This is a genomic window from Klebsiella sp. WOUb02 (genome assembly GCF_050058015.1).
Taxonomy (GTDB): Bacteria; Pseudomonadota; Gammaproteobacteria; order Enterobacterales; family Enterobacteriaceae; genus Klebsiella.
Genome location: NZ_CP170111.1, coordinates 22728 through 43977 on the forward strand (window position 1 = coordinate 22728; position 21250 = coordinate 43977).

12 protein-coding genes and 11 pseudogenes are annotated in these 21250 nt (G+C 52.5%); 7 read left to right on the forward strand and 16 right to left on the reverse strand.

All coding sequences use genetic code 11. The features are described from left to right. Nucleotides 1-13: 13 nt before the first annotated feature. From ABOC21_RS28110 to ABOC21_RS28140, 7 genes and pseudogenes are all read right to left on the reverse strand, one after another. Complete coding sequence (locus ABOC21_RS28110) at nucleotides 14-1036, reverse strand: alpha/beta hydrolase fold domain-containing protein (RefSeq protein ID WP_426815740.1); 1023 nt, start codon at nucleotides 1034-1036, stop codon at nucleotides 14-16. Nucleotides 1037-1282: 246 nt separating this feature from the next. Further along, nucleotides 1283-2220 (reverse strand): annotated as a pseudogene (locus tag ABOC21_RS28115) (Rpn family recombination-promoting nuclease/putative transposase). Between the two features lie 187 nt (nucleotides 2221-2407). Continuing rightward, nucleotides 2408-3268 (reverse strand): annotated as a pseudogene (locus tag ABOC21_RS28120) (IS3 family transposase); the annotation flags it as partial. Nucleotides 3269-3291: 23 nt separating this feature from the next. Next, nucleotides 3292-3432, reverse strand: a pseudogene (locus tag ABOC21_RS28125) (transposase); the annotation flags it as partial. An 87-nt stretch (nucleotides 3433-3519) separates the two neighbouring features. Then, nucleotides 3520-3666 (reverse strand): annotated as a pseudogene (locus tag ABOC21_RS28130) (helix-turn-helix domain-containing protein); the annotation flags it as partial. A 126-nt stretch (nucleotides 3667-3792) separates the two neighbouring features. Continuing rightward, nucleotides 3793-4275, reverse strand: coding sequence for a GNAT family N-acetyltransferase (locus ABOC21_RS28135; RefSeq protein ID WP_426815741.1), 483 nt, complete (start codon nucleotides 4273-4275; stop codon nucleotides 3793-3795). Then, nucleotides 4266-4544 (reverse strand): DUF1778 domain-containing protein, encoded by a 279-nt coding sequence (locus tag ABOC21_RS28140; protein ID WP_426815742.1) that lies wholly within the window; start codon nucleotides 4542-4544, stop codon nucleotides 4266-4268. Before ABOC21_RS28140 ends, ABOC21_RS28135 begins: the two co-directional genes overlap by 10 nt. 132 nt (nucleotides 4545-4676) lie before the next feature. Between ABOC21_RS28140 and ABOC21_RS28145 the strand changes: the two are divergent. Both ABOC21_RS28145 and ABOC21_RS28150 read left to right on the forward strand, forming a co-directional pair. Then, nucleotides 4677-4769: pseudogene (locus ABOC21_RS28145) on the forward strand (hypothetical protein); the annotation flags it as partial. Between the two features lie 403 nt (nucleotides 4770-5172). Continuing rightward, nucleotides 5173-6315: an IS91 family transposase gene (locus ABOC21_RS28150; protein ID WP_426815743.1), complete on the forward strand. Its 1143-nt coding sequence runs from the start codon at nucleotides 5173-5175 to the stop codon at nucleotides 6313-6315. Between the two features lie 79 nt (nucleotides 6316-6394). On the opposite strand, the gene tnpA is transcribed toward ABOC21_RS28150, so the two are convergent. Next, complete coding sequence (gene tnpA, locus ABOC21_RS28155; RefSeq protein ID WP_426812394.1) at nucleotides 6395-6823, reverse strand: IS200/IS605 family transposase; 429 nt, start codon at nucleotides 6821-6823, stop codon at nucleotides 6395-6397. Nucleotides 6824-7197: 374 nt separating this feature from the next. Between tnpA and ABOC21_RS28160 the strand changes: the two genes are divergently transcribed. Then, nucleotides 7198-8202 (forward strand): IS110 family transposase, encoded by a 1005-nt coding sequence (locus ABOC21_RS28160; protein ID WP_426815744.1) that lies wholly within the window; start codon nucleotides 7198-7200, stop codon nucleotides 8200-8202. 500 nt (nucleotides 8203-8702) lie between these two features. Here the strand turns inward: ABOC21_RS28160 and ABOC21_RS28165 are convergent. Next, a pseudogene (locus ABOC21_RS28165) lies at nucleotides 8703-9044 on the reverse strand (integrase core domain-containing protein); the annotation flags it as partial. A gap of 64 nt (nucleotides 9045-9108) precedes the next feature. On the opposite strand from ABOC21_RS28165, the gene ABOC21_RS28170 reads away from it, so the two are divergent. Next, nucleotides 9109-10618, forward strand: a protein-coding gene (locus ABOC21_RS28170) for an IS3 family transposase (RefSeq protein WP_426815745.1) whose coding sequence is annotated in 2 segments (ribosomal slippage) — nucleotides 9109-9542 and nucleotides 9541-10618 — 1512 coding nt in all. Because the reading frame shifts where the segments join, the coding sequence is not laid out codon by codon here. A gap of 35 nt (nucleotides 10619-10653) precedes the next feature. Here the strand turns inward: ABOC21_RS28170 and ABOC21_RS28175 are convergent. The 4 genes and pseudogenes from ABOC21_RS28175 to ABOC21_RS28190 all read right to left on the reverse strand — a co-directional run. After that, nucleotides 10654-11361 (reverse strand): annotated as a pseudogene (locus ABOC21_RS28175) (helix-turn-helix domain-containing protein); the annotation flags it as partial. 128 nt (nucleotides 11362-11489) lie between these two features. Further along, the gene (locus ABOC21_RS28180; protein WP_426815613.1) at nucleotides 11490-12461 is read right to left on the reverse strand and encodes a ParB/RepB/Spo0J family plasmid partition protein; all 972 of its coding nucleotides are present in this window, start codon (nucleotides 12459-12461) and stop codon (nucleotides 11490-11492) included. Next, nucleotides 12461-13627, reverse strand: a complete 1167-nt coding sequence (sopA, locus tag ABOC21_RS28185; protein ID WP_426815612.1) for a plasmid-partitioning protein SopA — start codon at nucleotides 13625-13627, stop codon at nucleotides 12461-12463. The genes ABOC21_RS28180 and sopA overlap by 1 nt, the downstream gene beginning before the upstream one ends. A gap of 490 nt (nucleotides 13628-14117) precedes the next feature. Continuing rightward, nucleotides 14118-14962, reverse strand: a protein-coding gene (locus ABOC21_RS28190; protein WP_426815746.1) for an IS5 family transposase whose coding sequence is annotated in 2 segments (ribosomal slippage) — nucleotides 14118-14617 and nucleotides 14617-14962 — 846 coding nt in all. Because the reading frame shifts where the segments join, the coding sequence is not laid out codon by codon here. Between the two features lie 163 nt (nucleotides 14963-15125). On the opposite strand from ABOC21_RS28190, the pseudogene ABOC21_RS28195 reads away from it, so the two are divergent. Together ABOC21_RS28195 and ABOC21_RS28200 are read left to right on the forward strand one after the other, a co-directional pair. Further along, nucleotides 15126-16153: pseudogene (locus tag ABOC21_RS28195) on the forward strand (IS630 family transposase). 331 nt (nucleotides 16154-16484) lie between these two features. After that, nucleotides 16485-17496: pseudogene (locus ABOC21_RS28200) on the forward strand (RepB family plasmid replication initiator protein). A gap of 603 nt (nucleotides 17497-18099) precedes the next feature. Here ABOC21_RS28200 and ABOC21_RS28205 read toward each other — a convergent pair. The 3 genes and pseudogenes from ABOC21_RS28205 to ABOC21_RS28215 form a co-directional block, all read right to left on the reverse strand. Next, a complete protein-coding gene (locus ABOC21_RS28205; RefSeq protein WP_426815747.1) occupies nucleotides 18100-19047 on the reverse strand; it encodes an IS30 family transposase in 948 nt (315 codons plus the stop codon). A gap of 281 nt (nucleotides 19048-19328) precedes the next feature. Then, nucleotides 19329-20097 (reverse strand): annotated as a pseudogene (locus ABOC21_RS28210) (IS91 family transposase); the annotation flags it as partial. A gap of 8 nt (nucleotides 20098-20105) precedes the next feature. Further along, nucleotides 20106-20495: a hypothetical protein gene (locus ABOC21_RS28215; RefSeq protein ID WP_426815748.1), complete on the reverse strand. Its 390-nt coding sequence runs from the start codon at nucleotides 20493-20495 to the stop codon at nucleotides 20106-20108. Nucleotides 20496-20768: 273 nt separating this feature from the next. Here ABOC21_RS28215 and ABOC21_RS28220 point away from each other — a divergent pair. After that, nucleotides 20769-21203 (forward strand): annotated as a pseudogene (locus ABOC21_RS28220) (IS30 family transposase); the annotation flags it as partial. Between the last annotated feature and the right edge of the window lie 47 nt (nucleotides 21204-21250).

Below are 21250 nucleotides of genomic sequence, written 5' to 3' on the forward strand. Positions count from 1 at the left end.
ATCTACACACTCTCTACAAGTTGGCATTCTTATCTTTTATCGTTTTTCCAGTAGTTTTCGGTGCTCCCAAACTCGCTTTGAACCAGTTGACGACTCGCTCGATAACAGGCTTTTGATACCATGAGTCATCGCCGTGTTCTGCTCCGTCCACTAGTATAAAATCAGCGCGATTACCTTCGTTTTTGAGGGCGTTGTAAAGTTGTTTGCTTTGCAACGGGGATACTAATGAATCCGCAGTGCCATGCATAATTAAAAATGGTGGTTTTGTACCACTGATGTGGCCCATTGGACTGGCGGCCAACGCTTTTTTCTTGTTACTGTAGATTGAGGCCCCAGGCTTATCGCGGAAGGCAACGCCATTTACCATAAGAGCCTCAGTTGCAGCTGGTGACTGATGAACTTTTTGCACAGCTGCCGAGAATCCTTCGCCAATATTCAGCAAATTCGAGAGGCCGTACAGTGTAGCGGCTGCCTGAACATCTGATGATTGTGCCAGATTTTCTCCAACGTCAAATGATTTATCACTATTGGTTAGCGCCAGCATCTGGGCAAGATAGCCTCCTGCAGAGTCGCCCAGTACGCCAATACGTGATGGGTCGATACCGTATTCGTTGGCATGTTCCCGCAAAAAGCGAATCGCAGCTTTACCATCCATAACTGGGGCCGGAAAAACATCGGGAACTGTTCTGTATTCTGCAGCCGCCACCACGAATCCGGCCTCTGCCAGCGCCATTCTCATTTCGATAAACTTATTCCATGCTGCGCTGGTGAAGCCGCCCCCAGGAAAATAAACGATAACTGGCTTCAAATCGCTATTACGCGGAATCAGTAATGACATATGAAGCTGGCGAATAGCATTGGCGCTTTTAACTTGGCTATAAACAATATCGTTCAATGCGTCAACACGTCCGCGCGTTTTTTCTACGCGTATAATCTTTGCGCCATCAGTATTTTCTGGAATCTCACTGGCATTGACACTGGATGCCATGCAGCCAAGAATGAGACAACCTGTGAGCAAAACAGGAAGTTTAGACATAAAATTCACTCCAAAACTTATCTAAGGGTGGGGAATATGAAAGAGGTAAACTGATGCTGACGGATTGTATCCAGTTAAACTTTCTTTTAATAACGTTCTTTTTGAATTTAATTGATCCATTTTTTTGATATACCCGTGATCATTGAATCCGCCATTAACATACCGCAGAGTATAAAACGGTATGCCGATCATGAATACCATCGGAACCGCGAAGCGGTGACGCTCGCCCTGTAAGGGCGCTACTGTTCAGTGGCGCAGCTGCGACAGGTCGTCTTCAGACAGGCCTGTCATTTTCATCACCGTGCTGCGGTCCAGACCGTTGTCCAGCATGGTGCGGGCCACTTCCAGCTTGCCTTCAAGTTTTCCTTCGAGTTTTCCTTTTTCAATACCGCGCTGCTCGCCCAGTCTGAATGCCCTTCTCAATGCCCTTCTGCTCAAGCTGCTGTGCAATTGTCATCAGTGTGTCCCCGTGCTGCGGCACCCGCTGTGCCAGTTGACGAACAAAGGCTTCGGCGTCGTCGGTCTCGCCAGCCTGTACCAGATAGTTTATCAGCGATATCAGCTGCTGTCCCGTGAGATGTCCGGTCAGCAGAACCGTGGCCAGCCGGTCGAGCAGGCCGGCCAGGTCACGCCGGTGAATGTGTTTCTGCAGCAGCGTCAGGGCGGCCATGCTGCGGTGGGTCATGATGTCGTCGTCCGGAATGACGGTGACGTCAACCAGCGGGAACGGCCCGGCATACAGTCTGTCCGGCCAGTGCCGGGTCGTCAAACTCATCCAGCCAGCGGGTGGAGTACGGATAGGGGCTGCGCCTGCCGGTGTAGAACAGCACCGGAATCACCAGCGGCAGCTTTTTATGCCCCGCATCCAGATGGCGCTGCATCGCGGCCACGGCATAACGCAGCAGGCGGAAGGCCATGTGTTTGTCCGGCGAACTCTGGTGCTCAATCAGCACATGAATATAGCCATCACCGGCGGTGGTCTTCAGACTCCAGAGGACATCGCTGTAATAGGCCCGCAGGCTTTCCTCGACAAAGCTGCCGGATTCGAGTTTCAGGGTGCTGAGATCGCAGACGGCGCGCAGCTCCGCCGGGAGGTGAATGGCGATGAAGTCCCGGACGGTGTCGGGGTTTGTCAGGAAGGCCTTAAAAGCCGCGTCATGCGGCACCGGGGTGGATTTTTTCATGTGCCATTTCAGTCAGTTCAGAAAAGACCAGCTTACCACACTGCCCGACCTGATTCAGTGGCAGCAGTTCCGTCCGCTATGAGCGAGGAGCGGAAGTTCGCAGTTTGCCTCACAATGCATCAAGGCTTAACTAGGACCCAGGTACTGAACCGCCCCGGTTTTCCTGGAGAGTATTTTAGTTGGGAACTCAGGCTGCCAGCTCCTTATTCCCGATGGAAGCATAATATGCCAGTTCTGCTTCTGCTGGCGGGATATGGCCGAGACGTTCCAGCAACCGCTGGTTGTTGTACCAGTCCACCCACGTCAGTGTCGCCAGCTCCACTTCGGCGCGGTTTTTCCAGCTTTTACGATGTATCACCTCCGCTTTGTAAAGTCCGTTTATGCTCTCTGCCATTGCGTTGTCGTATGAGTCGCCGGTGCTGCCCGTTGATGCCAGCAGCTCTGCATCCTTAAGCCGTCGCGTGTACGCCAGTGACACATACTGCGAGCCTTTATCGCTGTGATGGATGGTCCCGACGGGACGTCGGGCCCACAACGCCTGCTCCAGCGCGTCCAGTACGAACGTCGCTTCCATCGATGACGACACCCGCCAGCCCACGATACGACCCGCGAACACGTCGATGATGAACGCCACATAAGCAAAGCCCTGCCAGGTGCTGACGTACGTGAAGTCTGCCACCCACAGCTGGTCTGGCCGTCCAGCCACGAACTGGCGGTTTACCCGGTCACCTGCGGCAGCGTCTTTTCGGCTGACGGTCATCCGGACCGTTTTGCCCCGGAGTACCCCGGCAAGCCCCATCGCCTTCATCAGCCGTGCCACCGTACATCTGGCCACGCTGATGTGCTCCCGGAGTAACTGACGCCACACCTTGCGGACGCCATACACACTGTGGTTTTCATCGTACACGCGCTGTATCTCCGCTTTCAGCAGGTCGTCACGCTACTCCCGCAGGTTGCGCCTGTCCGGATGCATGCGGTGGTGCTGATGCCGGTAATATGTCGACGGGGCGATATCCAGTTCCTGGCATACCGGTCCGACCCCATGTTCGTTGCACAGGGCAGACGCCAGGTGAACAGCATGTTGTCATTAATCCCGTTCTGGCGGGCAAGCCGTGCCACGCAGGCACCGGGTTGCAGTGATCGCTGAACCTGGTTGAGTTTGAACGGCATGGAGTAGGTAGCCCGCTGGCGTGGGACTGTCGGTTGGGTCATTTGTGACAGAGTCCATTTAAAAATTAAGTGGACTCTTTCATCACCGGATTAAAGGTACGTCGACAGACGTCGTTGCCGGGGCGCTTACCCTTCTTCAGCCAGCTCCTGATAACGATAAAAGGTGTCGCGTGACACGCCCATGATTTTACAGGCTTTTGAAACGTTACCGAGTTCTTCGGCCAGATTGAGCAGGCCGGCTTTGTGTTTGATGATGGGATTGTTAGTATAAAGCATGAGAGTTACCTCGCGTTTTGTATAAGGATTCGACACCCATATCAAAACCGGTAACTCTCAACCTTTCAAGGCTCAGTGTCAGATCAAGTCGCGACTAATACACATATACTCACCACAGAAAACCATTCAGACTTTTACCGGGAATAACAATGTCAGCGTGTTGACTATGGAAGGCTCAAAGCCAAAACGGGTGTAAAAACATTTAACTTCTTCATTCAGCGCATGCACGGCCAGTGCTCTCACCCCGACCTGAAAGGCAATGTTTTGCGTACGGTATATAGCATCCTTAAGAAGTGCGGTACCAAGCCCATTCCCGGACCAGGCCTGGTCGATGGCAAGCCGTCCCAGGACAATGACCGGAATGACATCAGGCGCGGTGCGTCGGTATGCCCCAGGCACTGTGTTACGGTGGACGCTACCCGAAGATAAACAATAATAACCGATGACCCGGTTCGTGTTTTCTGCGCAGATGACATAGACACGTGAAATGCCGGTACTGTGATTTCTGAAAGCCTTCTTCTTTAACCACTCATTAAGGCCAGGCTCCTGGCAGCAAAACTCAGCGATGTTATGTTCCGGCGTCAGGGATTCAGGCGCTTTCATTCCCATGGTGATTTGCGGTTCATCAAGTTATCGATTCGGGCCTGGCGCTCCGGAGTTATTGGGGCGTCAAGCTCCTCAATAAACGTCTCAAACTGACTATCGTCGAGGAGGTAAAGGCGTTGATCAAGCAGAATGTCCTGCGCTTCCCTGCAGGCAACCTCAAGCATAAAATCAGTCCGTGATTTTGAGACCAGGCTTGCGGCCATGTCGATAAGGTCACGCTGTGATGTTTTGGCCCGGATATTAATCGGAGCTTCACGAACGTCTGGTTTCATAGATACCTCATGTGTAGCAGATTTATATACGATTATAGCCTTTGTATATAGAAACGCTATACAAATCTGGCACACTTTCGTCGGTTAGAAAAATGAGCTGCGCGAATTCTGGGTCAGAGGATTATTGCTGCTAAAAATAATTTTGTAGTGACATGCGCCCTGGCAAACAAGCTGGCCAGAATCGCCTGGGCACTGACGGCCCGGCAACAATCCTTTGAGGCGTAATCAGCTGATGTATTTATATATTTCAACAGTGTTATCTGGTTTTGCGAATACTGATTATTGATGGTATCAACGGCTAACCGGCCTGATGAATAACCTGTGGTCAGGAATGGCAGACAGAATGCCGCTCAAGTTTTTAAGGTTCAACAGGCGCGGAACTCATCGTGGCTTGGGCTAAAAGCCTATGAAGACGCCGGATAGATTCATGCAAGCCAACCATATCGTCAAAATCGGTGTTGCAAAACGGGAGTGACCATAGATTCCTAACCATCAAGTGGGACCGCGGTCCCAGCGGGCTAACGCCGGTGCTTGCATGGCTGAACAGTAGCGCCCTTACAGGGCGAGCGTCACCGCTTCGCGGTTCCGATGGTATTCATGATCGGCAGACCGTTTTATACTCCGCAGCATGTATATTCCACGTCCCGCAAAGTTGCTCTTCACCGTCGATGACGGCTGGAACAGGTACCTTGATTCGAATGGCCACAGCGTCAGTCCCTGGGCCCGCCTCTGCGTCGAGCGCATGCTCGCCTGTGGCACCACGACCATGGACGTTCGCCGCTTCTGCTGCGCATCGCCGGACTGCACCCACTCCCGCTTTTTCTGCCAGAGCTGCAAATCAAAGGCCTGCGGCTTCAAAGCCACTGAGCAGTGGGTATCGCAGCAGAGTCATATCCTTCCCGACTGCGACTGGAAGCATATCACCTTTACCATGCCCCACCTGCTGTGGCCCTTTTTCAACAATAACTGGCCATTACTGAATGCACTCTTTCGCACCGCCACCCGCGCCATGCTTCGCCGGGCCCGCAGACAGGGCGTGGAGGTCGGTATCTTCTGCGCCCTGCATACGTACGGCCGCCAGCTCAATCAGCACCCACACATTCACCTCTCCGTCACCCGTGGCGGGCTGGATATCAGGCATGGCATCTGGCGCGACCTCTTCTTTAAGAAGCATGCCGTCGAGGAAATCTGGCGCGGAGCCGTCATCCGCCTGCTGCGCCACAGCCATGACCTGATAAATCCCGGCAGCCTGCCGGGGCCGGGGCATATCCGCGACAAAAAGCAGTGGCAGCGCTATCTGCAGGCGCAGTACGGGCGCCGCTGGAAGGTGCACTTTGCGAAGAAGACCCGGGCCGCCTGGCGGAGCGTCAAATACCCGGGCCGCTACCTGAAGCGCCCGCCGGTGTCAGCGGCAAAGCTCAGGCACTACAGCGGCGGTGCCGTGATACATCACTATTACGACCACCGTACGCAGCAGCACCGGCAGCAGACGCTGACACAGGAAGAGATGATCGGACGCTATATCAGCCACGTACCGGCGAAGCATTTTAAGATGGTGCGTTACTATGGCTTCCTGTCGAACCGCAAACGGGGTTCGCTGCTGCCGAAGGTGTATGAAGCCCTGCAGACGGAAGCGCGGAAAAAACCGGAACAGCCCGGCTTCGCCTCGCTGTTGAAAGGGTTCCTGCGCACGGACCCGCATCAATGCATCCTCTGTGGCAACCGGCTGCGCTTTGTCAGCGCACAGGCCGGCAGGCATGCCACGGAGTAAGTATCCTCCGGCAGAGCCGGAGGCTTTAGGGTGAGCGCCTCAAAGGCGCCGACAAACCATGAGCCGCCCAGGGCGGCTGCTATACGTTCAGTTTCATTTGATCGTATCGTTCGTCTTCTCTCTCCTGGTTGCGTATGTACGCCCTGACCGTGGCTTCATCCAAACCAACGGTTGAAACGAAATAACCTCGAGCCCAGAAAACTTCACCGGTGAAGTTTTTACCTCTGCCGAAGTGTCGTGCTATCGCTATCGCACTTTTTCCCTTCAGATAGCCGACTACTGTCGATACCGAGTACTTTGGCGGTATGCTGATGCACATGTGGACATGATCGCGCATCAGATGCCCCTCCAGAATCTGACAGCCCTTCTGGCTCGCAAGCTCGTGGAATATTTTTCCCAACTCATGCCGCAGCGCACCATATAACCGCTGCTTCCGGCGTTTAGGGATATAAACCACGTGATATTTACAGTCCCATTTCGTATGGCTTAAGCTCTGATAGTCTCTCATCACGAATCCTCATCTCTTGGCGGAGATTTCAGATTCGCGCGACTGACTTAAAGGTCAAACCTTTCGGAGTCCCCCGGCAAAGCCGGGGGTTTACCGGATTTAATTAGTGGAGGAAAGGCTGCATAACATCGCCCGGAAACGATGGCTTCTGACACAGGCCGCACGATAAGTTCGCCCGAAAAATGGGTTTCCGGTTAAAAACACACCGAAAACCGTATTTTATTGTCATGATTTCCCCGACAACACACCATCACTGCGTTTCGGGAGCCTGTGTTCATGGTCAGTGAGTTTTTAAAACGTTTTTCCGGTAATGAGATGGTCACTCCCTCCACCTGGATACTATGTTGGTAACAGGCTTAATTCGGAGAATCACCATGGAAAACATAGCACTTATTGGTATCGACCTGGGTAAAAACTCCTTTCACATCCATTGTCAGGATCAGCATGGTAAAGCGATTTATCGAAAAAAATTCAACCGGCAAAAACTGTATGAATTTCTTGCAACATGCCCGGTGACAACCATCGTAATGGAGGCCTGTGGTGGCGCTCACTTCATGGTGCGCAAACTGTCCGGGCTGGGGCACACGCCAAAGCTGATATCCCCGCAGTTTGTTCGCCCATTTGTCAAAACGAACAAAAATGACTTTGTTGATGCAGAAGCCATCTGTGAAGCGGCGTCGCGACCGTCCATGCGATTTGTGAAGCCCCGCACGGAGTCTCAGCAGGCAATGCATGCCTTACACCGGGTCAGAGAATCACTGGTCAGCGACAGGGTCAAAACCACAAACCAGATACAGGCATTTTTACTGGAATTTGGTGTCAGCGCCCCAAAAGGTCCGACGCTGATAAAACGGCTGGCAGAAATCATGGAGACAAACAATCTCCCGCCTTATATGACCTGCCTGCTGCAAAAGCTACGCGAACATTACGATTACCTTGTTGCTCAAATTAAAGAGCTGGAGATTCAACTGCAAATATCGCCCGACGAAGACGAAGCTGGCCAGCACTTACTCTCCATCCCCTGCGTCGGCCCGTTGACTGCGAGTCTGCTTTCCACTCAACCGGGAGACGGAAAACAGTACGGCAGCAGCCGGGATTTTGCGGCCTCGACAGGCCTGGTTCCGGGCCAGTACAGCACCGGAGGGCGGACTACCCTACAGGGCATCAGTAAGCGGGGAAATAAAAGGTTGCGGGCATTGCTGGTCCAGTGCGCCCGTGTATATCTGAGGACGCTGGAGTACCGGACAGTCAGGCTTGCCGACTGGGTCAGAGGATTATTGCTGCGAAAAAATAATTTTGTAGTGACCTGCGCCCTGGCAAACAAGCTGGCCAGAATCGCCTGGGGACTGACGGCCCGGCAACAATCCTTTGAGGCGTAATCAGCTGATGTATTTATATATTTCAACAGTGTTATCTGGTTTTGCGAATACTGATTATTGATGGTATCAACGGCTAACCGGCCTGATGAATAACCTGTGGTCAGGAATGGCAGACAGAATGCCGCTCAAGTTTTTAAGGTTCAACAGGCGCGGAACTCATCGTGGCTTGGGCTAAAAGCCTATGAAGACGCCGGATAGATTCATGCAAGCCAACCATATCGTCAAAATCGGTGTTGCAAAAACGGGAGTGACCATAGATTCCTAACCATCAAGTGGGACCACGGTCCCAGATAGCTAATGGTAGATGATTGGGGACAATACGGAAAAGGTGACTAATAATGAATCAGGGTCGTTATGGTGAAGAACTTCTGAAGTAAGTATCATCCGGCAGAGGCGCAGGCTTTAGGGTGAGCACCTCAAAGGCGCGACAAACCATGAGCTGTACTAGCTCAGACCTGATCTGACAGTTACCGGTTATTTATACAGGATACAGGTGTCTGTCAGATTAAATCTGGTTCAGATTTTTTTTCTGCCCAGACCCGTTTTCCATCAAGTAAAGTCGCCACTGGCGTACGCCCGCAGCACATTTTCCCCTGATGAGTTCGCTCATTATTGTAATGCCACAACCAGTTGTCCAGCTCCCTTTGCAGGCTTTCCACGTCTGCATAGAGCTTCTTGCGGAACGTAACCTGATAAAATTCCTGCAAAATGGTTTTATGGAACCGCTCGCAGATACCGTTCGTCTGCGGAGACATCGCCTTCGTTTTCGTATGGTCGATATCGTTGATGGCCAGATAAAGCTGATAATCATGCTGCTCCACTTTGCCACAGTACTCCGTCCCCCCCCCCCATGTCAGGATAGTTGTCGCCTCTGACTAAAAAAACCAGGGGGCCGGAGAAGCTGTTATGGGAAGTTATTCGCCAGAACGTAAAGCGGCGGTGATCGCCAGAATGCTGCCACCACATAGCCAGTCGGTTTACCCGATTTCTCGACAGGACAGCATCCCCGTCAATACGCTCTATGACTGGCGGTCTCGGGCAGGTATTTCGACACCGTCGGTGACCAATGATGCCAAAGGGGCCTCTGAGTCGCCCCTCGAGGCCCGCTTCGCCGTTCTTGTTGAAACCGCACCGCTTTCTGCTCATGCTGTGGCTGAATACTGTCGCCGTAAAGGTCTTTATCCTGAGCAAATTCAGCAGTGGAGGGACGAATTTATGCAGCCCGGTCAGCGTGAAGAAAGAGCCTTAATTAAAAAGCAGCAAAAAGAAATTCAGCAACTTAACCGTGAAATAGCCCGCAAGGACAAGGCGCTGGCCGAAGCCGCGGACTGCTTATTCTGGAAAAAAAGCTGAAGGCGTTCTTCGCCGAAGAACGCGAGGACGAATGACGCGCACAGCCGACAGATTACGGTTGATGACACTGGTACAGGACGCTGTCGATGCCGGCGCCCGGCAGCATCAAGCCTGCCTGGGTGCGGGCATCAGCGAACGGACACACCAGCGCTGGCAATGCAGCCCTGACGACCGTCGCCCCACGGCGGCCAGACCGGTGCCAAAAAACAGGCTCAGCGCTGAAGAGGAGCAGCTGGTGCTGGCTGTCTGTCATGAACCCCGGTTCGCCAGTCTGCCACCGGCACAAATCGTCCCGGTGCTGGCCGATGAAGGTCGTTACATCGCCAGTGAATCGACGTTTTACCGGATACTTCGCCGTCACGGCGAAGTCAGTCACCGGGGGCGTCAGCAGGCACCGCAAAGCAGGCCGCTGTCGACCTGGAAGGCAACAGCGCCGAACCAGGTGTGGTCGTGGGACATCACGTGGCTGAAGTCGCTGACGGCGGGCCACTGGTTTTACCTGTATCTGACAGAAGACGTGTTCAGCCGCAAAATCGTGGGCCATGAAGTGCATCCTTTAGAAAGCGGGGAATATGCGGCAGAGCTGGTAAAGCGGACAGTGCTGAGCGAGCGTTGCTGGCAGGAGCCACTGGTGCTGCATGCGGATAACGGAGCCCCCATGAAGTCACAGGTCCTGCAGGTGAAGCTTGCGGAGCTGAAGATAACCGCGTCGCACAGCCGGCCACGGGTAAGCAACGACAACGCCCACGTGGAGTCGCTGTTCAGGACGCTGAAATACGTCCCGGCGTGGCCTGAGAAGGGCTTCGCGTCGCTGGAGGAGGCCCGGGCCTGGGTGGAAGGCCTCGTCGGCTGGTACAACGAGGAGCACCGGCACAGCGGTATCCGCTATGTGACGCCGGGTCAGCGGCACAGAGGCGAAGACAGTCAACTTCTGTCACAGCGAAAATCGGTGTACGAGGCCGCGAAAAAGGAGCATCCGCATCGCTGGTCAGGAGCAACACGAAACTGGAGCCGGCAGGAAGAAGTGTGGCTGAATCCGGAGCGGGAAACACGGGCCGCATGAATCGACTGAGGCGACAACTATCTTGACACGCACCGCCCCCTGTCGGTCTGTATTCTCAGCATTGGCAGTCCATGAGACTCGTAGAACGGCAGGACGCGATCATTGAGCAGGTCAGCGGCAGTGATCGGCGTTTTAGTCGTATACAGCTTGCAGTGCGCCACTTTTGAGTACGTATCCACGAACGTCTGCTGGTAGATACGGCCCACACCTTTCAGATTGCCCACGCAGAAGGTATCCTGCGATCCCAGATACCCCGGATGTGCCGTCTCGATTTCACCGCTGACCTCGTCATCGAGCGCCTTCTTCTCCAGCGCTGCGATTTGAGCGTCGGTCAGCACGATGCCTTCTCTGGCGACTTTTGCCTCAAGCGCCTTCAGGCGCTTACGGAAGTTCTCCAGGTCGTGTCGTTGCCAGATGGAGCGCACGCCGATGCCGGAGATAAACACGCCTTTTTTACGCAGTTCATTACTGGTCCGGTGCTGACCATGAGCCGGGAACTCAACGGCGTACTCAACAACCGCGTGTTCAGTGGCTTCATCGGCGCGGTTCTTCAGGTTAGGGACTCTGCGGTTTTGATTAATCAGCGCGTCAATACCGCCTTCTTCAGCCAGCTCCTGATAACGATAAAAGGTGTCGCGTGACACACCCATGATTTTACAGGCTTTTGAAACGTTACCGAGTTCTTCGGCCAGATTGAGCAGGCCGGCTTTGTGTTTGATGATGGGATTGTTAGTATAAAGCATGAGAGTTACCTCGCGTTTTGTATAAGGATTCGACACCCATATCAAAACCGGTAACTCTCAACCTTTCAAGGCTCAGTGTCAGATCAAGTCGCGACTAATACAATTAAAATTCTCCACCGTTCTGGATGTTATGGGGCTGTAGATCCCAGATCTTTCAAAATGGCTTCAATTCTTTCAATACATTCTGCAGGCAAGCGCGTTCTGTCGAGGTTCAGTATAACTTTATCTCCCTTATAAAGCGCTGATGCACCTGGTGCGTATTGATACCGCGAGCTCAGATTAGATCTGACCGCTGGTGTATTTTTCAGAACAGCTGTCAGCAGAGAAATAACCTCATCGGTTTCAAAAATCACCCCCGCTTTCTTTTTCCCATGCAGGTCAGCAGCCTGCTCTATTAGTAATTCCTCTTTATCGGTAAAAGCTTTAAAGAGGGCTTCACCTGCACGGGCTGAAAGTTCGCCAGGATGAGAGAAGAGGGCGACAACCGATTTTGGCAGTCGGGATGTGTTGATACAGCGACTGATAATCTTGCGCGAGATATTTTCTGCTTCGGCAAGTGCAGAGATATTGCCGGAAAATTCATTCTGCAAGCGATTTGCATAGCGATGGCCACGTTCATAGGCGCTGGTTGGACGATAGTCATTACCTAGCCGTGACAGCGCCGTCATTTGCTCATCATCAAGGTCGCCGACAAGGATCCGATAGTCACTGGATGTCAGGATGGCAGCTTTGCGGCGACGACTGCCATCCGCAATCTCAATAACACCTGAAACCCGGCGTCCGAAAGCAGGTGTTTGCTGGCCTGCCAGTAAAAAAGAAGGGATCAGGTCGTCCAGAGCGTCTTCTGTAAGAAGCTCCTGATCACGTTCATTACCTGACCAGACTCTGGAGCTACCTTCAACCGAGCTACCTGGGATGACTTCCAGCGTAAATTTGACTTCTAGCCCACATACAGGCAGAGTGATTGCATTTCCACGGGCCATTGCCCCAACACGTGCAATCAACGAATCAACCATTGGCGCGGCCGGAGCAGGGGACGTTAGCACTTCCGCAGATGCGAGACTGGCAGTATGTTTTGGAATGACGGGTGCACGTTTCATTATCTAATCTCCCAGCGCGGTTTAATCAGGCGATCAAAAATTTCATTGCAAACTGGCTCCCAGATAGACAGTGCATTACGCCAGGCGCCAGTGGAAGAACGCTGATCGATAGCCTGTTCGAAAACCGTTCTCATACGGATCTGACCTTTACCGACTTCATCCGTTTCGCGGACAACATTTTTCAAAACCATACTCCCCCACGCATCTCGGATCTGCTCTTCCATCCAGGGAGACTGCGAACCATTGTTGTTAGAGTACTTAGTTAACAGGATGCGGACATCCGGCTCAAATCCCTTCAAATCAACGTTCTTCAATAAGTCACGCAGCATGTCAAAAAACTGCAGAGCGGAGGTGTAATCGAACAATTCAGCAGGCGTTGGTACAATCAACACGTCGGCCGCACAAACCACATTGATAGTACCTATACCCAGGTTGGGTGCACTGTCGATGACGATGACATCATAGTCGTGAGCCACTGTTTCAATAGCCAAACGTAGCATCAAATGCGGATCGGTTGGCAGTTTTCCTTCATCAAACTTTCCCATTAATTCGGTTTCAATCCGGTGTAATGCCAGGCAGGACGGAATGATATCGAGACCCGGCCAGCAGGTTGATTTTACCGCATAGCTGGCATCATCTTTTTCGCCAAGATAGAAGGGGAGTAATGTGTCCTCAGCATGAATATGGAGATCGGGTACCCATCCGTGATACATCGATGCTGTTCCCTGTGGGTCGTTGCCTTCAACAAGCAAAACACGTAACCCTTTCAGAGCAAGATCTTGAGCAAGGTGAACAGAAACCGAAGTTTTATAAACGCCACCTTTGTGAGCGGCTACACCGATAACCGGTGGGAAGGCATCTTCGGAACGCCGCAGACGGGTACCAAAAACATCCCGCATATGATTGATTTGTTCGATGGTATAGCCGACACGTTGTTCAACTCTACCGCGCGTTTCAAGATCGGGGTGTGGCAGACGGCCAGCTTTCTCAGCATCCCTGATAGCCTGAGATGATACCCCAACCAAATCAGCGGCTTCACCTATTCTCCAACGGCGGGTAATTTTGCGTGCCTCAGGGCTGTCGTCCTTGAACTGGGCAATCGCAATTGCCTTTGTCATTCCATGGCCAGCTGTTATGCACTGGTTAAGCGTATCCATTAGTCCCATATTGAGCATCCTTCAATCATCACTTTGCATCGTTTTATTAAATCTTGGAATTTAATGCAAAGCAACAATAAAAACGCAAAGCAAACTAAAACATGCAAAGTTGCTCACAAGACAGGCAATTGTAAGTATAGGTTAGATGAGATTTCACGGATACTGCGTACCGCAGTCAATAATAGTTACTGCCGCTCGCCGCAGAACGCTTTCTCGCTCCGTGAGAAAGCGTTCTGGAAGCGGAAAAGAGCTGAGATCTTACTGAAAGCACTGACGCACTGCTCCAATTACGCTCACCAAAACTTTCCTGTTGTGAATATTCACTGTGGTATGCAATATATTGACTTGGGTAGGGCATTCCATTATTCAGAGTGAGCAGATATTGCCGATGCAGGTCACGTACTACAGTCAAGATTTGATCTGGTCGGGAAATAGTGCGAGATCATGACGATGAACTTACCACGAGGTGTATTCAAAATATCACGCTAGGTAGTGTCCCTTAATTGCATAATCTTCTGTAAAACAATCGGATACAACCCAGCTTCACCATTGCCAGATAATTCCTCGCCGTATTGTCGTAACGTGTGGCAATACGGCGGTATTCTTTCAGGCGACCAAAGCACCTCTCGACAACGTTGCGATTGCGGTAGGCTTCACGATCGAGCGGTGAACGACCATCTGCGGCTAGTTTTTCATTGGATTTACGCGGGATGACTGCTTTTATCCCTCTTCTTTTCAGTTCATTACGTAACCCATGCCCGGAGTAGGCTTTATCAGCCAGTACTGCCTGAACACGACGCTTCATACTTCCGTTCTGTCGCTGGACACCGATACCGTCCAGAAGACGTTGTGCAAACTGGCTTTCGTGAGCCTGACCGGGACTCAGTACGATGTTTAACGGCAGACCACTTCCGTCTGTCGCCAGATGGATTTTGGTGCCAAAACCACCGCGAGAGCGGCCCAGCCCATTATCTCCGGTGATATCGGAATATTTTTTTTCGCACCGGCAGCACATTTCAGCGCCCGGATATTGCTACCATCCAGTGCAGTGGCTGACCAGTCCACAAGGCCATGTGCATCCAGAGATGAAAGTAATTTGTTGAAAATAATGTTAATCACACCCGATTTTGACCATCGGTTAAAGCGGGTATAAACGGTCTTCCATGGGGGGTACCGTTCAGGTAAATCGCGCCATGGTGCACCGGAACACAGCACCCAGAACATGCCGTTGATGATCATACGATGCTCCGCCCACGGACGCCCGGCCCGTGGAGAGGCAGAGTCTGCTGGCAGAAAGGGGTGGATGATAGTCCATGCTTCATCGGGAATGTCGTAGCAGGCCATAGTTCAATATGTTGTGGAAACAGGCAGTTACTATAACTCAGGTGATTAAGGGACACAGCCTAAATAGCTGCGCGGAATAGTAGATCCCTTTGAGGGAACTCAGCCCGGATTGTGCGATCTGATCAATCGCCGAACCAACCATAATCACCAACCGGACTGAGCGATGCCGATCATAGCCCCCATTCCCCGTAGCGAACGACGTCTGATGCAGAAAACTATCCATAAAACCCGCGACAAAAATTATGCCCGCAGGCTAACTGCCATGCTAATGCTGCACCGGGGCGACCGTGTCAGCGACGTTGCCAGAACACTCTGTTGTGCCCGCTCATCCGTTGGGCGCTGGATTAACTGGTTTACGCAGTCGGGTGTTGAAGGCCTGACGTCCTTACCCGCAGGACGTTCCCGCCGCTGGCCCTTTGAGCATATATGTGCATTGTTACGAGAGCTGGTAAAACGCTCTCCCGGTGATTTTGGCTGCCAGCGTTCACGATGGAGTACAGAGTTGCTGGCGATAAAAATCAATGAGATAACCGGATGTCAGCTGCATCCCGGAACCGTCCGTCGCTGGTTGCCCGCAGCCGGACTTGTGTGGCGCAGAGCCGCTCCCACGCTATGCATCCGTGACCCGCACAAAGAGGAAAAGATGGCAGCAATCCATAAAGCGCTGGACGAATGCAGGGGAGCACACCCGGTCTTTTATGAGGATGAAGTGGATATTCATCTTAATCCAAAAATCGGCGCAGACTGGCAACTGCGCGGACAGCAAAAGCGTGTGGTCACGCCGGGCCGGAATGAGAAATATTATCCTGGCGGAGCCTTACACAGCGGCACGGGAAAGGTCAGTTACGTTGGTGGCAACAGCAAAAGCTCAGCGCTGTTCATAAACCTGCTGAAACATCTTAAGGCCACATATCGACGGGCAAAAACCATCACACTCATCGTGGATAACTACATTATCCATAAAAGCCATGAAACACAGCGCTGGCTGAAAGCGAATCCAAAGTTCAGAGTGATTTACCAGCCAGTGTACTCCCCATGGGTGAACCACGTGGAGCGGTTATGGCAGGCACTTCACGACACGATAACGCGCAATCATCAGTGCTGTTCAATGTGGCAACTGTTGAAGTTCGCCATTTTATGGAAACCATCAGCCCATTCCCCGGAGGACAACATGGGCTGGCAAAAGTGTAGCGGTATTAGGCGCAGCTATTTAGGTGGCGGACTTACGTCAATTATTATGTAGGCTGGTCTGGTAGGGTTATTCATAGTGTTGATCCAATAAATGATCCTATAAAGATCATAATGAGATCATAATGAGATCATAAAGAGATCCCGGGATCGCCTGAGCCCCCGTGCTGACTGGTCTTAATGGGGCTCAGCATTGACTATAGCATGTTAAATGTTGACTGAAGTATGCATTATCTAATACTGTGGTATGCAACGGCATTTACTGAGGCATGTATTTCCGTTGACTGAAGTATGCATTTATACTTGCCTTTGTGGATAACTGTTGGGATCAAAGATGACGAGCGAAAATAACAGCTTACCTCTGAATCTGCAGGAGGTTGATAAGAAAACCGGTGAAGTTGTTAAGCTGGATGTCAACAGCACCAGTACCGTTCAACCAGTTGCGCTCATGAGGCTTGGTCTCTTCGTTCCTACGCTGAAATCGACAGGAAAGAGTAAGGCTAACCGTAAAAACGTCACAGATGCGACTGAGGAGCTTGTACAGCCTGTCTATCGCGAAGAGCGAAGGGTACACCGACGTCAGGATCACAGGATCGCGTCTGGACATGGATACGGACTTTAAAGTCTGGCTTGGGATCATTCGCTCCATGTCAGAGTATGGCGTAAAAAAAGAAACGCTGGAATTGTCTTTTGTTGAGTTCGTTAAGATGTGTGGTTTTGATTCCCGGCGTTCAAACAAGAAAATGCGCGACCGTATCAGCAACTCCCTGTTCAAACTGGCGACCGTCACGCTGAAGTTCCAGAGTGACACCAAGGGCTGGACCACACACCTGGTGCAGTCGGCTTACTATGATATCAACGAAGATATTGTGGAGATTAAGGCCGAACCCAAACTCTTCGAGCTCTACCATATGGACCGGCGGGTACTGCTGCGGTTGAAGGCGATCGACGCCCTGCAACGTAAAGAATCTGCTCAAGCTTTGTATACCTACATCGAAAGCCTGCCTCAGAACCCTGCGCCAATCTCCATGAAACGTATGCGGGACCGGCTGAATCTCACCTCAAACGTGTACACACAGAACCATACCGTTCGCAAAGCGATGGAGCAGCTGCGAGATATCGGGTATCTGGATTACACTGAATTCAAGCGCGGACGGGCAGCCTATTTCAGCGTGCACTATCGCAACCCGAAACTGATCTGCAGTACTGTGAAGTCGCCTCGCAAAGAGGAAGAGGAGCAGTCTCCTGAGCAGAACTATGATGAGGTTATTAAGGCTTTGAAAGCCGCAGGTATCGATCCTCAGAAGCTGGCCGAAGCGCTCGCCAGTATGAAGCCAGAAAATTGACTGTAGTACGCAAAAATTCACTGCGGTGTGCTGTTATTGACTGTGATACGCATCACGCATAGCGCAGTCAATATACCTCTCTTTATCCCTTATGCTTACACGCATTAAATAGACTGTAGTATGCGATGTAATACGAAAGAAACACTGATATTGACTGCGGCATGCGCTTTGGGCGGGTAATGCGTTCCATAGATTGACTGAGAGATGATGGCCTGCACGCCGCAGTCAATTTTCCTGCTGTTAGCTGATATTTGAAGTTAAATGAACACCTGCGTGACGTATTGATCAGCGCCGGGCCGGGAAAGGCTAACTCACAGGCCGGAGTCATACCTCTGAATAAGCTCGTCATGCTGTCTGACCAAGCGAAAATTTTTCCTTACTTGTTTCACTGGTTTCCGCAGGATCGGGGCCGGTTTCACTCTGAGGATAAGGATCGTAACAGGAACTGCATGTCCGGTTTGTCCAATTCGAGCTGCTGTCAGAGTAAGTCAACGCGTTACCTGTGTTGGTTTCATCACTGGCAGAAGCCGGACTCTGTGTGAAGGAGACCGGCCTGATGCAATCATGCTCCGTATAGGGCGGATTCAAGTTCGAAGTGCAACGCTAAGCCGCCTTTCTTAACTCTGCAAAGACCACTGAAGGCTGCCGGAATCCGGGGCATTTTCGTGGCCTGCTGTTCAGTGCTCCCTGGTACTTGCGGAGCTCATCATCCGTCACTGCTGTCAGGTCAGTTCCTTTGGGGATAAACTGCCTCAACAGCCCGTTGGTATTCTCATTTAGTCCACGTTCCCACGAAGCATAGGGGTGAGCGAAGCAGGTTTCCGTTTCCAGGGCCGCTGCGATCTCTTTGTGCTGGGTAAACTCCCCGCCATTGTCGAACGTGATGGTACGGCAGACATCTTTGTAGCCGCTCAGCATCGAGATAATGGCTGTGGCCACTTCGGCTGAATCTTTCGAAAACACCTTTTTCGTCAGATAAATACGGCTTTTACGCTCGACCAGCGTCACGATGGCTCCGGTGCCTTGTTTACCCGGAACCAGATCCGCTTCCCGGTCACCCGGTCGGGTACGAGCCTCAACAACGGCCGGTCTCTGCTCGATGGATACGGCGTCAGGTATCGGACTTCGCTTTTTACCATAGCCTTTGCGATAGCGGCGTTTACCCTGCCGGAGGAGCTTGTATAGGTCGCCGCCACTGGCTTTATCAGCCTGAACATGCTGGTAAATCCACTCGTGACTAACCGGCATGCCGATGATACGGCCAACGGCGCTGATCTGTTCCGGACTCCACAGCCAGTTTAGCGCAGCCTCAACAAAGAAGACCGTATCCTCGTGCATCCTGCGTTTGCCGGCCGCTTTACGGCGGCTGGTACTGAGCTTCTGTGCCGCGGCTGGCTGGTAGCCATCTACAGAACGATTGCGAAGCAGTTCCCGCGAGACCGTTGATTTGCTGACGCCTGAGCGGCGGGCAATCTCTGTCTGACTCACTTTATCTTCACACAACAGGGCTATCTGGTATCGTAACCCTTCGGTTAGCTGCTGATATTTCATAGTGACTCGCTCATCTTTGGTCGGAAGAGCAGGATAGCTTATCGGCAGCTAACCGTCCCTCCATCCACATGACCGAGCGTTGCACTTATTATCTGAATTCGCGTAGAACATATTGTCTGCGGTATGAGAAAGCGGAAATTCATCCGCGGAAGATGGTCTGGCGATACTCTGGAAATACCCGTCACACTTCCAGATCGATGCAGTGCGCTGGAAAGAAAGAGTGGGACGCATCCACGCTGCCCGTAAGTTTTTCAGGGTATCTTCCATGACTGCGGTATGCGGTAGCGGACCTGGTATTTGATGCTTCGCCAGGCGCCCCGGGTCTTCTTCGCGAAGTGCACCTTCCAGCGGCGCCCGTACTGCGCCTGCAGATAGCGCTGCCATTGCTTTTCGTCGCGGATATGCCCCGGCCCCGGCAGCCTGCCGGGGTTAATCAGGTCATGGCTGTGGCGCAGCAGGCGGATGACGGCTCCGCGCCAGATTTCCTCAACGGCATGCTTCTTAAAGAAGAGGTTGCGCCAGACGCCATGCCTGATATCCAGCCCGCCGCGGGTGACGGAGAGGTGAATGTGTGGGTGCTGATTGAGCTGACGGCCGTACGTATGCAGGGCGCAGAAGATACCGACCTCCACGCCCTGTCTGCGGGCCCGGCGAAGCATGGCGCGGGTGGCTGCGCGAAAGAGCGCGTTGAGCAGGGGCCAGTTATTGTTGAAAAAGGGCCAGAGCAGGTGGGGCATGGTAAAGGTGATATGCTGCCAGTCGCAGTCGGGAAGGATATGACTCTGCTGCGATACCCACTGCTCAGTGGCTTTGAAGCCGCAGGAGCTGCAGGCCTTTGATTTGCAGGCTCTGGCAGAAAAAGCGGGAATGGGTGCAGTCCGGCGATGCGCAGCAGAAGCGGCGAACGCCCATGGTCGTGGTGCCGCAGGCGAGCATGCGCCCGACGCAGAGGCGGGTCCAGGGAGTGACGCTGTCGCCGAATTTTTCGAGAAACTTATTCCATCCGTCATCGACGGTGAAGAGCAATTTTGCGGGACGCGGGATATACATTCGGGGAATTACAGTCCGGGGATCTTGCCGGTGAAGCGAAAATCGACATACTGCCCGCAGCCGCAGTCAGGCTCATCGGGTCTGTCGGCCCAGTTGTCAGTGGATTTGTCCCACGGGACGAAAGAGACCCGCATTATCTCCAGCTCCGTGCAGATCATGAACTCATCCAGGGGCATGCTTTCGGTCATCGCGGCATCAATGCTGTCGTATCCGGCTTCATCAGCCTCTCCGGGATGCTGTTCAAAGCCGCGAATAATGGTGACGAGGGGCGGGTCGAAGTGCGTATCAAGGAAAAACTGGGGGCCAAGGCGGACACAGTGCTGTATGGCTTCAGCCGGCGTATCGTAGAAGAATTCATCGGGCTCATGACCGTCAGTGTCGGGGGGGAAGGAGACCATAAAACGTTTTGGATAAGAGGGCGGTGTAATACGGGCTACAGGTGGTTAACCTGATTTACCGGGCTTGCGTTTTCTGGGGGCTTTGCTGCGTGCCATTTTCATGAATCCCTGCGGAAATTAACATACCGCAGAGTATAAAACGGTATGCCGATCATGAATACCATCGGAACCGCGAAGCGGTGACGCTCGCCCTGTAAGGGCGCTAATGTTCATCATCGATGTGTTCGCTGGTTGCATCGTGGGATGGCGGGTCTCATCGTCGATGGAAACAACCTTATGGGTAAACAAGGCACCGGAGCCATCGTGACGCTGGTCGAGCGTAAAAGCCGTATTTATCTGATGAAAATGGTGTTTTCGAAAGATTCAGCCGAAGTGGCCACAGCCATTATCTCGATGCTGAGCGGCTACAAAGATGTCTGCCGTACCATCACGTTCGACAATGGCGGGGAGTTTACTCAGCACAAAGAGATCGCAGCGGCCCTGGAAACGGAAACCTGCTTCGCTCACCCCTATGCTTCGTGGGAACGTGGGCTAAATGAGAATACCAATGGGCTGTTGAGGCAGTTTATCCCCAAAGGAACTGACCTGACAGCAGTGACGGATGACGAGCTCCGCAAGTACCAGGGAGCACTGAACAGCAGGCCACGAAAATGCCCCGGATTCCGGCAGCCTTCAGTGGTCTTTGCAGAGTTAAGAAAGGCGGCTTAGCGTTGCACTTCGAACTTGAATCCGCCAAGAGCCTATCCCAAAAGGAA